Below are 13,728 nucleotides of genomic sequence, written 5' to 3' on the forward strand. Positions count from 1 at the left end.
TTGGGCGTAAAGTAAAGACACCTGCTTTTACAAGGTGTTGCCATGTCTTCTCCACTCACGATCCGCGCCCAACTCAGTCTGGCCTTTGGACTGATGATCGGCTTTTTGATGCTGGTGTCGTGGATGGGCTACCGCTCGACGGATGCAATGCATGCCGACATGTCCAGCTTTGTGAAGGGGGTCAACGCCCGCTCCACCCTCGCAGAAGAGCTGCAAGCCGCGGTGTTCAAGCGCGCGGTGCACGCCAGAAACCTGGTCAATGCGGCCAACGAGTCTGACAAGCAACAAGAGTTCACCCTCGTGGTGGCTGCCAACAAGCAAGTAGTGGCCAAGCTGGCCGCCCTGACCACGCGGATGCAGGATGCTGATGAGACCGCACGCGGGCGCGCCTTGGTCGCAGAGATTGCCAAAGTGGAGGCCCAATACGAGCCGGTGGCCTTGGCCGTAGTCGACATGGCGATGAAAGGGCAGCGCGATCAAGCCATACAAAAAATCAATGTCGAATGCCGCCCGTTGCTGGTGGCCTTGGTGAGCAAGGCGGAGGAATACGCGGCCTATGCGACCGAGCGCTCGCAAATGATGGTGACCGAAGCGGAGGCCTCTTTCCACCGCAACCTGCAATTGCTGGCGGGTGTTGCCTTGGTAGCGCTGTTGGCTGCGGTGATCATGGCCACGGCCATGATCCGCTACCTGGGTCGGGCGCTGGGCGCTGAACCTTCTGATTTGCGGGCGACCGCCGAAAGTGTGGCCCATGGCGACCTGACCACGAAAGCACAATTTGCCGGTGCGCCCGAAGGCAGTGTGCTGGCCTACATGGGAGCAATGCAAGGCAGTCTGGTGGAGATCGTGGGGCGGGTGCGCTCCGCAAGTGACAACCTCGCCACCGGTGTGCAGCAAATTGCAACCGGCAGCATGGACCTGAGCCAGCGCACTGAAGAGCAGGCCAGTGCCCTCGAGGAAACCGCAGCCACCATGGAAGAGCTCAACGGCGCTGCACGCAAGAGCGCCGAAGGCGCCCAGGCCGCAAATGAACTCGCCAGCAACGCCAGCGCGGTGGCGCAGCGGGGTGGTGCCCAGGTGGAGCAGGTGGTGGACACGATGCAAGGCATCAGCGCGAGCTCACGGCGTATTGGTGAAATCACCAGCGTGATCGATGGCATTGCCTTCCAGACCAATATCCTGGCCCTGAATGCCGCAGTGGAAGCCGCTCGCGCCGGCGAGCAGGGCCGCGGGTTTGCAGTGGTGGCAAGTGAAGTGCGCCACCTCGCCCAGCGCAGCGCCGAGGCGGCCAAAGAGATCAAGCAGCTGATCCAGGACAGCGTGGTGCAGGTGAACTCCGGAACCAACCTGGTCACCGAGGCCGGCGCCACCATGCGCGATGTGGTGGAGGTGGTGCAGCGGGTCGGCCATATGGTGGAAGAAATCAGCCACGCCAGCGCGGAGCAGGAGCGTGCGATTGCCCAGATCGGCGAGGCCGTCACCCAGCTGGACCAGACGACCCAGCAAAACGCAGCCTTGGTGGAAGAGAGCGCCGCAGCGTCTCAGAACCTGGAAACCCAAACCCGGGCGCTGGTCCAGACCGTGTCTATCTTCAAGCTGGATGGGCAGCTGGCAGTGTAATTGCTATGAATTTAGTAGCTGGTGGCGCATATAAAACGAGCGCTAGAGGCTGATTTGGCTCTAAAAATGAGCCGGCTCGTGGCTAGTGCTGCGCCAGTGCCCGCAAGAGTGCGCGGTTCACCTCGTCGGCCGGTATCTGGTGGGCGCGGCAGACCTCGCGGATGACCTTGGTGTTGCGGCCCTCCAGGGCAGCTGCGACTTCCAGCCACGGCGCGTAAGGGCCAGTCTGGCCCACCACCGCAGATGCGACCCGCCCCGGCAGGGGCAAGCGGTGCAGTGCTGCGCCCAGGTTTTCGCCCAGCAGCACATCGACCTGCGAAAACACACCGCACAAAAATACTTCCCGGCGCAGCTCGTCTTCAACACCGGCGTCCGCCAGGTGCTCCATGATGCGGGCGCGCAGCACCATGTTGTGGCGGATGGGGTCGATGTTGCTGTCGGCGCTGGCATGGGGCAGGTGCTCCATCAGCCAGGCCCGCAAGCGGCTGTAGCCGAGGGTCATCAAGGCTTGGCGCAGGCTGCCGATTTCGTTGCGCAGGCCCAAGGCGGCCGAGTTCGCAAAGCGCATGAAGCGGTAGCAGAGCAAAGGCTCGCGGCCCATGGCGTGTTCCAGGGCGTCGAGGGATTCGTCCGCATCGATCGCCTTGACCAGGTCCAGCAGCGCCTGGCGGGCGGGCTGGATCTGGCGGTAGCGGTAGGCGTATAGCACCTCTTCTGCCGGCCAGCCGGACACCGCGCGCACATGCTGCTGGTCGAGCGCATGCTCCACCAGAGCTTGGCTGGCCAGCAATTCATACAGTTGCCCGCTTTGCACCGGGCTCTCTGGCGGGCGCGACGCAGCGCTGCTGCCGTCCTGGCTGCGTTGCAGGGCTGCCCGCAGTGCACCCAGCGCTTGGGCTGGAGTGAGCGAAAGCATGGTGGAGTGAAACCACTGCGCCATGTCGGCCTGCGGGCGCTCGCCCGGCTCGCCGCACCACACCAGCTTGACGCCACGTTGCTGTGCTTTGCGCACGCGGCCGGCCAACAGGGCGTCGTTGAGCCAGTGCTCGGGCACTTCGACCCAGATGTTGGGCGCGCTGCTGTGGTCCAGCAAGTCGGCCAGCAGACTAGGGGTGCGCGCATGGAGCAGGCAAATCTCGCGGGATGCCGGCCAGAGCTCTTGGAGGGACTCGATCAGGTGGGTGGCATCGACCGCGCTGCTGCTGTCCGGGTCCAGCCAGAGCCGCACGCCCATGCGCTTGCGCCATTGGTCCCACAGGGCTTCGTACCCGATGGTGATGCTGCCAAGGACCGAGCTGCTCATGGCCTTAGCTGATGAAGTTGAACAGCGAGAGCTTTTGCACTTGCGCGTACGACTGCAAGGCGGCCTGGTAGCCGGTTTGCTGGTTCTGGAAGTCGGCAATGCCTTTGATCATGTCGAGGTCTTCCGCGCGTGAGCGGTCGGCTTCGAGCTGGATGCTCTTGCTCTCCTGGTTCGAGGTAATGCGGTCAGCCCGGTTCAGCAAGTCGCCTGCCTGGCCCCGGATGGCGGACACCCGGTTCATGCCGATATCCAGGTTGTAGATTGCCTGGCCAACGGCCTGGGTGGCGGCATTCGAGTTGGCGGCACCGCCGATGTCGCGGATGGCGTCGTCCATGACGCTGAAGATGCTGGGGTTCGGGTCGACCTTGATCACATCACCGGCGGCAGGTGTACCTGTGATGGTTAGCGACAGGCCGGGCATGCCGTTGATTGCAGGCGCCTGGTTCACGGAGACCGGTTTGCCGGTGGGGTAGTCGGGCACGGTGAAGGGGCCCACCTGATAGGGCGGGCCGGGGAAGGTGGGCAGGTCTCCGGTGGCCGGAATCTCTTCCACGGTGTAGCTGATGGAGCTGGTTCCGGCAGTGGCACCGGCGGTCACCGGGCCAAAGGTGATCTTGTAGCTGGCGCGGCTGACCAGGCTGGAGTCGGTCACGGTCACATTGCTGGTGGTGAGTGCCCGGTCGCTGGGGATGGTGCTGGTGCTGACGTTGTAGACACCATCGCGCGAGGTCCGGTGCATGAACGCGCTCTCGCCATCCAGGGTGCTCACGATGGCGGTGTTACTGGTGGATGCTTGGCCTGCTAACCCGTTGTAGGTGTAGTCCGGTGCCGTGGCGCTGGGGCCGGTGAACGGCTCCGCTGCACTGGCCAATGCGCCAAACAGCGGTTGACCATTGGTGTCCTTGCGATTGGCGTAACCCAGAATCTGCTCACGCAGTCCTTGCAATTGGTTGGCAATCGTTTTCCGGTCTGCCGGGGTTTGGCTGCCATTGCCCGCACTGACCACCAGTTCGCGGAACTGTTGGATGGCATCCACCACATCGCCCAGGGTGCTTTCGGCGTTGGCAATCGTGTTGCGCTGGGATTCGAGGGCGCGTTGGTCGGTCGCAATGCGGGCCAGGCGGGTAAGGGCGCGTTCGGCTTGGGCGGCGCCGGTCGGATCGTCGCTGGCGCGCACCACCTTTTTGCCGGAGGTGAGGTTTTCCTGCAGGTTCGACAAAGCGGTTTGCCGCTTGGCGAGGTTGCTGATCGCGTTGTCGTAGGTGTTGGCAGAGGCGAGGCGGGAGAGGTTGACGGCCATGCTGTGACTCCTTCAGGCCTTAACGGCCTAGGCCCTGGATCAGGGTGTCGAATATGTTTTGTGCGATCTGGATCATCTTGGCAGAGGCCTGGTAGGCCTGCTGGTATTGGATGAGTTTGGCGGCCTCTTCGTCAAGGTTGACGCCGGAGACCGCGCTGCGGTCCTGCTCCAGATTGGCGGCAATCGTGCTCGATACCGTAGCGGAGTAGCCGGCACTCTGGGTGCGGATGCCGATCTGCGATATCGCGCTGGCATAGCCGTCGGTCATGACCGAGCCATCGAACATGGCTTTGTCGCGCAGGTTCATCATGGCCGTGGCGTTGCCGCCGTTGAGCTTGAGGTCGAGCTTGAAGGCCGGGTCCTTGATGTCCACCACTTTGAAGGTATCCCCTGTCTTTGGTGTGCCTGTGAGTTTCAGGCTCCAGTTTGCGAGAGGGTCCACCGCCGTGATGGGGGTGTTCGGGTCGAACGGGTAGCTGGTGGTGTTGGCGACCGGCACTTCGTCGCTCCGGGTGTAAGTGACGGCGTTCGTGGTGACATTCACGGCAAAAGTGAGCGTGACGGGCGAATGGGGCGTGGCCGATTGGTTGTTGGTGAGCGCATTCAAAGAGACAAGTTGCAAACTGCCCTTGTTGACGGTGCCCATGGCGCCGGCAATCGGACTGGCCACCGCCAGTTGGCGCGGGGTGGAGAATACGCGGGCAACATTGTCTGCCGATGTAGCGAATGGTTTGATTAAAAAGCGATCGCCGACATTGGCAGCGCCAGAAGCCAGGTTGATGTTGAGTCCATCTACGCTGGCCAGCGCGGGCGCGGTGGCCGGTGGAGTCTGCGGGAAGGTAATTACTTTGCCATCGGATTTGCGGGTAATGTTGCCGGAGGTGGCCGAGTTGAAATTCACCTCGTAATCGGATGCCGCGAACTGCGTGGAATCTTTAATAGAGAGGCTGAGGGCTGCAGTTCCCGTATTCAGGGTGGCGGGAGCTGTGGGTTTGCTGATGTTGGCCGTGGTGTTGATATCAATGCGGGTGAACAAGTCTCCGCCTGCCTTGCCATCCAGGTCAAGCCCGAGTGCATGTTGCTCGTTCATTTGAGTGGTAATCGCCAAGGTGAGACGTCCGAGCAGGTTGCGCCCCTCCACCAAATCATTGTTTTGAAAACGCAACAATCCCGATACCTCACCGCCACCCAACGCGTTTTCGTCCAGCAGGACCTGCCGACCATCGCGGATGATGGAGAGCTTGCTTTTCAGCGTGTCGCCAAAGTCATCGCTAACGAGCGACACGGGCGATACGGTGGTTCCGAGTACCAGAGGCTGGCTGCCCGCCAAAAAGATGCCCACGCTGCCGTCGTCTGCGGCGATGGAGGTGGTTTGCACGAACTGATTGAGTTCGCGCACCAGTTGGTCGCGTCGGTCGAGCAGATCGTTCGGAGGCTGGCCCTTGCCTTGTGCACGTGCGATTTCGTCGTTCACATCGGCAATATTTTTTGCCAGGGTATTGATGTTATTGACCTTCTGACTGATCTCTTGCGATACCCCGGTCTGCAGGTCTTTGATGGCCTGGGCTGCGGCGCGGAAGCGGCCCGCTGTTTCGTCCACACGGGTGAGTGCCACGGTGCGGGCGGTGAGGTCGGTCGGGGCGCTGGCGACGTCAGAAAACGCGTTCATCATGTCGCTGACCGCGGCGCCCAAACCGGTGCTGCCGCCTGAGAAGATGTCCTGGAGCTGGTTGAGCTTGTTGGAGCGGGCGACATCCGCGTTTTGGGTGGCACTGGCCAATGTGGCTTGGCGGGTCAGGAAAGCGCTGAAGTTGCGTTGGATGGTTTGCACATCCACGCCTTTGCCGATGTAGCCACCTCCGGTGAACTGCCCCTCCACCGCGGTGAGCACCACGCTTTGGCGCGAATAGCCGGGCGTGTTGACGTTGGCGATGTTGTTGCCGGCAGTCTGCAGGGCGATCTGATTGGCCTGCAGAGCCCGGGTGCCGATATTGAGGACGCTCATAGTCTGTCGCTGGCTCGATTACGCCTGCACTTGCGCGCGGCGCAGATGCAAGGTGGTGTTGATGGCGCGGCTCAGTTTGGCTGCGTACTCGGGGTCGGTGGCGTAGCCGGCTTTTTGCAGGCCGGTGGCAAAGGCCGTGACGGACTGGGTTTGCTGGCGTGCCTTGGCATAGCGCGGGCTGTCTGAAATCAGGCGGGCGTAGTCTTTGAAAGAGTCTTCAAAAGAGTCGTAGGCGCGGAATTTGGCGATCTTCTTTTGCGCGACGCCATTCACATACTCGGTGGTTGTGATTTCGGCGACTTTGCCGGTCCAGCTGGATCCGGCCTTGATGCCGAACAGATTGAAGGAGTTGCTGCCGTCTTTGTTCTTGATCTGGTGCTTGCCCCAGCCTGTTTCGTGGCCCGCCTGGCCGAGCATGAAGCTGGCTGGAATGCCGGTGGCCTTTTCGATTTTGTTGGCAGCGTCGGTGTGCTTGGACACGAAATCCGCCTGGGTGCTGGTAGGCGCCTTTTTAGGGGCGACCGGCGTCAGTGCCATATCGGATGCGGTGAGTTTGCCAACGCTGCTTTTCGGGGTCAGTGTGTCGGGTGCCTTGACGGGCTGCAGGCTGCTGCTGTTAGCCATACCGACGGTGGAGCCGGGCATTTCCACACCCATCTGGCGGCTGAGCTGCTGGGCAATCAGGTCGGATAGGCCGCCGGGCTGGCCGGACATGCTGACCGACATTTGCTGGTCGAACAGGTCGGTGCCAAGGTCACTGCCGGCGTTGTCCAGCATGCCGGATTTCATGGTCGCTTCGCGCATGCTTTTGAGGAGCTCGCGCATGAACAGCGACTCGAACTGTTTGGCGGTTTCGCGGATGGTGTCCGGCGTGGCTTTGTCGGCACCGGCTTTGAGGGCGCTCAGGGAGCGGGCATCAGCGACCAGGTCTTGGGCGCTGGATATCGGCGTGGAGCCGAGGGCAGAACCGTAGCTCATGTCAAATCACCTCCAACTCCGCGTTCAAGGCACCGGCCAATTTGATCGCTTGCAAAATGGCCAACAAGTCTTGGGGGGTCGCGCCCAGCGAATTCAGGGCCTTGACCACATCGGTGAGCTGGGCCGCTTGGGGCAGCTGGATGAGTTTGCCGGCATCTTGCTTGATCTCGATGTTGGCCTTTTCACCGACCACGGTCTGTCCGCCCGAGAGCGGGTTGGGCTGACTGATGACGGGGCTGGACGAGACGCTGACCGACAAGTTGCCATGGGCGATCGCACAGGCACCCAGGGTGACCGCCTGGTTCATGACGATAGAGCCGGTGCGCGAGTTGATGATGATCTTGGCGGCAGCAATCGAGTTGTCAACAGGCAGCTCTTCCATGTCAGCAATGAAGCTGACGCGGTCGTTGGGGTTGGTCGGGGCCTTGACCTGCACCGTACGGCCGTCCAGGGCTTGAGCCACGCCGGGGCCGAAACGGGTGTTGACGGCCTGGGCTACTTTGCGCGCGGTCTGGAAGTCCGACGCGCTCAGGCTCAGGTTGATGGTGGGGCCGTCTTGCAAGCTGGTGGGGACAGAGCGCTCAACTTGCGCACCATCCGGAATGCGCCCGGCGCTCAAGTGGTTGACCTGCACTTTGCTGCCGCCGGCTGCTGCGCCGGCACCGGCCACGATCAAATTACCTTGTGCCATGGCATAGACCTCGCCATCGGCCCCTTTGAGGGGGGTGGCAATCAATGTGCCGCCTTTAAGGGACTTGGCGTTGCCCAGTGAGGAGACATTGATGTCGAGCAGTTGTCCTGGCCGGGCAAACGCGGGCAGCTGCGCGGTGACCAGTACGGCCGCCACGTTTTTCATTTGCAACTGGTTCTGGGAGGCGGGCGTCAGGGTGAGACCGAGCTGCTCCATGTAGTTTTTGAGGCCTTGCGTGGTGTAAGGCATCTGGGTGGTTTGGTCACCGGTGCCATCGAGGCCGATGACGAGGCCAAAGCCCGTCAACTGGTTGCTGCGCACGCCTTCGATGGCGGCGACTTCCTTGATGCGTTTGGCGCCATGGGCCGCAGGGGCTGCGACCATGGCAATTGCCACCAACAAGCCGCCCCAGCGCTGTGAGCGGAAGGTGTTCGCTAAGTGGTTCCAGTGTGTCATGTGCCGAGTCGGTTAACGGGGCGATCCGACTGGATCTGTTACCCCTCGGCACTATTCTGGATTTCTTTAGAAGGGCTGAAAACTCAAAAAGAACCGTGATAACCAGCCAACTGTTTGCGCTTCACCCTGTGCACCGCGTCCGCGGGACTCGACGCGCACATTCGCCACCTGGGTGGAGCTGATCACGCTGCCGGGTTGCAGCATCCGTGGGTCGATGGTGCCCGAGAAGCGGAGCACGTCCACATTTTGGTTGACGCCGATCTGCTTTTCACCTGTCACGATCAGGTGCCCGTTGGGCAGGGTTTCAATGACGGTGGCGGTGATCGACCCGGCAAAGGTGTTGGCACTCTCGGTGCCGCCCTTGCCTGAGAAGTTGTTGTTGGTCGCAGCGCCAATGTTGAGTTTGCCCAGGCCCGCCAGTGTTTGATCCGGCAGGGCTGTAATGGCGGAGTCGATAGAACTATTGCGGTTGACCGTGGAGGTGGACTTTTGGCTGGCAGTGACGTTTTCGACGATTTGGATCGTGACGTTGTCGCCGACCAGGCGTGCACGCCGGTCTTCAAAGGCAGGGCGGTAGGCAGCGGTTTGGTAGATGCTGCCGTTGGCCGGTTTGGACGCTACCGACACGATAGGCGCCGCAGGAACGCGCGGCTCCACAAAGTCGACGGCGACTTTTTGCGGCAATTGCTGGCAGCCTGCTGCCAGCAAGCCGATGGCCACTGCGGCTGCGATGCGGTGTAGGCGTCGGTGTGTCATGGTGGGTCCTTACAGCTGGCCGAGCTTTTGCAGCATCTGGTCAGAGGTTTGAATGGCCTTGGAGTTCATTTCATAGGCCCGCTGGGTCTGGATCATGGTGACCAGCTCCTGGACTACGTTGACGTTGGAGGTTTCGACAAACCCTTGGGCCAAAGTGCCCAGGCCGTTGGCGCCTGCGGTGCCGGCGTTGGGCTGGCCTGATGCGGCGCTTTCTGCGTAAATGTTTTGCCCTTTGGGCTCCAGGCCTGCCGGGTTGATAAAGCTGGCCAGGGTGATGGTGCCGATCGGTTGGGGCGCCACGTTGCCGGGAATGGTGGCGGTCACGTTGCCGTCTTGCGCAATCGCGAGGCTGGTGGCGTTGGCGGGAACGGTAATGCCGTTCAAGATCGGCAGCCCGTTGGAGGTGACCATGCGGCCGGTGTTGTCGACCTGGAAGGCACCGTCGCGGGTGTAGCCGGTGGTGCCGTCGGGCATGGTGACTTGAAAGAAGCCGTTGCCTTGGATCGCCACGTCCAGATTGTTGCTGGACTGTTGCAGGTTGCCTTGTGCAAATGATCGGCTGGTCGCCACGGTGCGCACACCCAAGCCGAGCTGCAAGCCGGTAGGTAGGGTGGACTGCTCAGACGTGTTGGAGCCGACCTGGCGCAGGTTCTGGTACATCAAGTCTTCAAAGACCGCGTGCGATTTTTTGAAGCCATTGGTAGACACGTTGGCCAAGTTGTTGGAGATCACGTCCAACTGCATTTGTTGGGCTTCCATGCCCGTTTTGGAAATCCAGAGCGAGTTGATCATGGTGTTTATCCTTGCATGTTCAAGAGTTGCCCAGCAGAACGGTCATTCGACTCGGCCGTTTGCATGAGGCGGGTTTGGGCTTCGAACTGGCGTGCGGTTTGGATCATGCCGACCATGGCTTCGATCGCATTGACATTGGAGCCTTCCAGCATGCCGGCCTGCACGCGCGCGGTGTCTTCGTTGTTCAGCGGATCGCCGGACAAGGCGCGGAACAAACCATCGCCGCTGCGCACGAGCGGGTCTTCCGGGGTGGGAACCACCAGTTTGAGCCTGCCGATCGCGTTGGCCGGCTGGTTGCCGACTTTGGCGCTGACCGTGCCGTCCGGTTGAATGGTGAGTTCAGCCCCGGCGGGCGATGTGATGGGGGAGCCGTCGCTGGAGAGGACCTGCAGCCCGTTGCCGGTGGTCAGTGTGCCGTCTGTGGCGACTTCCACATGCCCGTTGCGGGTGTAGGCCTCGGTGCCGTCTAGGCCTTGCACTGCGAACCATGCACCGTCTTTGGCCATGACGTCGAGACTGCGGTCAGTGCGCATGGCAGGGCCGGGAGTGTCGAGGTGTCCGGCCGTTGCTTCGAGGGCAAAAACCCGGGTGGTTGCGCCTTCGCCGCGCAGGGGTACCGCGCGGTACGTTGCCAGCTGCGCGCGAAAGCCATTGGTGGAGACGTTGGCAAGGTTGTTGGCGATGACCGACTGCCGGCTCGCCGCCGCATTGGCGCCGGTCATGGCGGTGTATATCATGCGGTCCATGGTGTTTCAGTCCTGCTGATGGTTAACGCAAATTGACCAAGGTCGACAGGATCTGGTCCTGGGTCTTGATGGTTTGTGCATTGGCTTGGTAATTACGCTGGGCGGTCATCATGTTGACGAGCTCACCCGTGAGGTCGACGTTGGAGTCTTCGAGGGCGCCTGAGCGCAGGCCACCGAACTTGCCCAAACCCGGGTTGCCGAGCACCGGTTGCCCGGATGCAAACGACTCGGTCCAGTTCCCGCCGCTGATAGGTGTCAAACCTTGCACGTTGCGGAAGTCCGCCAGCAAAAGTTGGCCGCGGGACTGGGTCTCACCGTTCGAGTAGCGGGTGGTAATCACGCCACTCGGGTCAATGGAGATGCCGGTCAGATCGCCGGCGGTATAGCCGTCCTGGGTCAGGTTGGAGACGGCAAACGTAGTGCCGTACTGCGTTGTTTTTGTCAGATCCAGGGTGGTGCTGAAGGTGCCGATCGCCGTGTTGGGCGATGTCAAGTTCAGAGTTTGAGCGGCTAGCGGCGATGTCAATTTGCCATTGGCGTCGTAGTTCAACTGGAATAGCGCGCCTGTCGCCACCGTGGTGAGCGCGGGTGCGGCAAAGGCGCCGGTGCCTGCGGCCGCGAAGGTGGGTTTTAGGTCTGTCGGTGGCGGGGTGGTGGTGTTGTAGGCCACGTTGGCCTGGTGCGTAGCATATCGGGCAGCATTGGTGTTGAGCGCGGTAGTGCCTGCAGCCACGGTGCTGGCGTCATAGACGTCCCATGTGTCCGTCAGAACTGCCGGGTTAGCTGTGGTGTCCGGGCCGCGCTTGACGAAGTACAGACTCACTGGGACCTCGTTACCTTGCGAGTCAAACGCGGTGAGTGTGGTGCCGTAGGTCGAAATCGGCGTTGGCGGTGTTGTTTGGATTGCAGGCTTGGTCCGAGCATCCAGATTGAACTCCGCCGTGATTTCTCTGGTTCTTTGGGCGGGAATCGGGGCGCTGGTCGGAATCACCATGGGCTGCGGCGTGATGCTGGTCCTGTTTCCCAGCAAGTCGGTGGGGAAGCCCATCACGTTGGCACCACTGTTGGTGACCAGGTTGCCGTCGGAGTCCAGCTTGAACTGGCCGTCACGGGTGTAAGCGGTGGAGCCGTCAGGCTGGGTGAGTTGAAAGAAGCCACCGCCGTTGACCGCTACGTCAAGGCTATTTCCAGTGATGCTGATATTGCCCTGGGAGAACTGCTGCGCGATCGTGCCCACGGTCACCCCGATACCCGGTGTGTTGCCGGTACTTCCGCCTGCAGCGCCCAGCTGGCCTGCGACCAGTGAAGAAAACTCTGTGCGGGAGTATTTCATTCCCACGGTATTGGCGTTGGCGATGTTGTTGCCGATCACGTCCAGACTTTTGCTGGCGCCGTTGAGGCCGGAGAGTCCTGTTTGAAAGCTCATGGTGGTTACCTCTTGGGAAATGGGGTGTTAGAGAATGGATTTGATGGCGCTGTAGGCGACTGCCGTGCGGCCTTTGAGCTGGAGCGACATGGCTCCGTTTTCTGTGCCAACGGCCGTTACGGTGTCTTGTGCCAGATCGGTACTCTTGACGGTGTTTCCGCCTTGGGTCGCGTTCACCTTGAAGTTGACACTGCTCAGGCCGCTGTATTTGGAGGCGTCCCATTGGAAGTTGCTCTGACCGGCCGGTAATGCGCCAAGGTTGATGGTTTCCAGCAATTGGCCGCCAGCGGTCTTGATGTCGATCGTGACTTTGTCTGCCTTGCTGGCCAGATTGATGGCACCTTTGGCCGTGCCGCCATCGATCGACAGGGTGTTCGACTCTACGAGTACCCCATGCCCCACCATACTGGCACCCTGCAAGACTTGCATGGAGGTGAACTGGGCCGCCATGCTTTGCATCGTGGCGTTGAGCTCCTGGATGCCGGAGACCGTGTTGATCTGCGCGATCTGGCTGGTCATCTGGGCGTTATCCATCGGGTTCATGGGATCCTGGTTGTTGAGTTGTGCAACCAACAATTTCATGAATCGGTCTGTTTGCTCTTGGGCGCTGACGGTTCCACTTGATGTGGCACTGGTGCCGGAGAGTGCGGTGTTGTTACTGACTGCGGTGGCCATGGTGAGCGTCCTTGAATTTATTGACCCATCTGCAGCGTTTTGAGCAGCAGACTTTTGGCCGTGTTCATGACTTCCACGTTGTTCTGGTACGAGCGTGACGCAGAAATCATGTTGACCATTTCTTCGACGGGATTCACGTTGGATTGGGTGACGTAGCCTTCTGCATCTGCCGAGGGGTGCATCGGGTTGTGCACTTTGCGCAGGGGCTCGTTGCTTTCCTTGATGGCGTTCACTTTGACGCCTGCCGAAGCCTCCGAGCCCATGGGCACGGTTTCAAACACCACTTGGCGGCTTTTGTAACCCTGGCCGTCCGGGCCGGCCACGGCATCCGCATTGGCCAGGTTGCTGGCCACGACGTTGAGGCGCTGGGACTGGGCGCTGACGGCACTGCCGCTGACGTTGAAGATGGAAAACATGGACATGGAGGGTCTCCTCTGGCTAATTCAGTGCTTACTGGCCTTGAATCGCGCTCAAGATTGTTCGGGAAGAGCCGTTAATAAAACGGAGCGTGGCTTCATAGCGGACGGAGTTGTCGACGAAGTTGGCGCGCTCACGGTCCATATCCACGCTATTGCCGTCCATGGCGGGCTGCGTCTGGAGCGTGTAGGCAAGCCTGCTGTTGTCGCCCAGCGTGGAGCTGTCAATGTTGCTGATCGGTATGTGGCGGGCATTGGTTGTTCCGTCACTGTTGGGGCCGCTAGAGGGAGTGGCCATGGGAAAAGCAGGGCCGGAAGTCGCTTCCGCCATGGCTTTTTTGAAGTCAAAGTCGCGGCCGGAAAACCCGGGCGTGTCGGCGTTTGCGATGTTGCTGGCGATGACGCGTTGCCGCTCTGCGCGCAGCACCAACCCCTTTGATTGGAAATCTAAAGCATTGGTTAGTTTCGAAAACATAGATACCTCAACGGTTGATCGTCGGGTCCCAGCAAGCGGGCCGGCTGGTGACGTGGGGCAATTATGGGAAAAGCTTTAATTTTTGAGCT

Annotated in this window: 13 protein-coding genes; 1 reads left to right on the forward strand and 12 read right to left on the reverse strand. The window is 61.0% G+C overall.

Annotated features, from left to right (window positions below; genetic code table 11):
- Positions 1–42: 42 nt before the first annotated feature.
- A complete protein-coding gene (locus tag RAE21_RS18220) occupies positions 43–1,620 on the forward strand; it encodes a methyl-accepting chemotaxis protein (RefSeq protein WP_313882569.1) in 1,578 nt (525 codons plus the stop codon).
- An 82-nt stretch (positions 1,621–1,702) separates the two neighbouring features.
- Here RAE21_RS18220 and RAE21_RS18225 read toward each other — a convergent pair whose 3' ends face one another.
- From RAE21_RS18225 to flgB, 12 genes are all read right to left on the reverse strand, one after another.
- Positions 1,703–2,923: an HDOD domain-containing protein gene (locus tag RAE21_RS18225; RefSeq protein WP_313882570.1), complete on the reverse strand. Its 1,221-nt coding sequence runs from the start codon at positions 2,921–2,923 to the stop codon at positions 1,703–1,705.
- Between the two features lie 4 nt (positions 2,924–2,927).
- Positions 2,928–4,223, reverse strand: coding sequence for a flagellar hook-associated protein FlgL (flgL, locus tag RAE21_RS18230; RefSeq protein ID WP_313882571.1), 1,296 nt, complete (start codon positions 4,221–4,223; stop codon positions 2,928–2,930).
- 19 nt (positions 4,224–4,242) lie between these two features.
- A complete protein-coding gene (flgK, locus tag RAE21_RS18235) occupies positions 4,243–6,228 on the reverse strand; it encodes a flagellar hook-associated protein FlgK (RefSeq protein WP_313882572.1) in 1,986 nt (661 codons plus the stop codon).
- Positions 6,229–6,246: 18 nt separating this feature from the next.
- Positions 6,247–7,206 carry a flagellar assembly peptidoglycan hydrolase FlgJ gene (gene flgJ / locus RAE21_RS18240; protein ID WP_313882573.1) on the reverse strand — a complete coding sequence of 320 codons (960 nt, stop codon included), beginning with the start codon at positions 7,204–7,206 and terminating at the stop codon, positions 6,247–6,249.
- A gap of 1 nt (position 7,207) precedes the next feature.
- Entirely contained in the window at positions 7,208–8,353 is a 1,146-nt protein-coding gene (locus tag RAE21_RS18245) for a flagellar basal body P-ring protein FlgI (RefSeq protein WP_313882574.1), read from the reverse strand.
- A gap of 66 nt (positions 8,354–8,419) precedes the next feature.
- On the reverse strand, positions 8,420–9,109 hold the full coding sequence (locus RAE21_RS18250; RefSeq protein ID WP_313882575.1) for a flagellar basal body L-ring protein FlgH: 690 nt from the start codon (positions 9,107–9,109) through the stop codon (positions 8,420–8,422).
- A 9-nt stretch (positions 9,110–9,118) separates the two neighbouring features.
- Complete coding sequence (gene flgG, locus RAE21_RS18255) at positions 9,119–9,901, reverse strand: flagellar basal-body rod protein FlgG (protein WP_313882576.1); 783 nt, start codon at positions 9,899–9,901, stop codon at positions 9,119–9,121.
- A gap of 5 nt (positions 9,902–9,906) precedes the next feature.
- On the reverse strand, positions 9,907–10,647 hold the full coding sequence (locus tag RAE21_RS18260) for a flagellar basal body rod protein FlgF (protein WP_313882577.1): 741 nt from the start codon (positions 10,645–10,647) through the stop codon (positions 9,907–9,909).
- Positions 10,648–10,669: 22 nt separating this feature from the next.
- Positions 10,670–12,073 (reverse strand): flagellar hook protein FlgE, encoded by a 1,404-nt coding sequence (flgE, locus tag RAE21_RS18265; protein ID WP_313882578.1) that lies wholly within the window; start codon positions 12,071–12,073, stop codon positions 10,670–10,672.
- 27 nt (positions 12,074–12,100) lie between these two features.
- The gene (locus RAE21_RS18270; protein ID WP_313882579.1) at positions 12,101–12,748 is read right to left on the reverse strand and encodes a flagellar hook assembly protein FlgD; all 648 of its coding nucleotides are present in this window, start codon (positions 12,746–12,748) and stop codon (positions 12,101–12,103) included.
- Positions 12,749–12,765: 17 nt separating this feature from the next.
- Positions 12,766–13,170: a flagellar basal body rod protein FlgC gene (gene flgC, locus RAE21_RS18275; RefSeq protein WP_313874195.1), complete on the reverse strand. Its 405-nt coding sequence runs from the start codon at positions 13,168–13,170 to the stop codon at positions 12,766–12,768.
- Positions 13,171–13,198: 28 nt separating this feature from the next.
- A complete protein-coding gene (flgB, locus tag RAE21_RS18280) occupies positions 13,199–13,639 on the reverse strand; it encodes a flagellar basal body rod protein FlgB (protein ID WP_313882580.1) in 441 nt (146 codons plus the stop codon).
- Positions 13,640–13,728: the final 89 nt, after the last annotated feature.

Origin of the sequence: Rhodoferax potami (assembly GCF_032193765.1) — a bacterium.
Classification (GTDB): domain Bacteria; phylum Pseudomonadota; class Gammaproteobacteria; order Burkholderiales; family Burkholderiaceae_C; genus Allorhodoferax; species Allorhodoferax potami.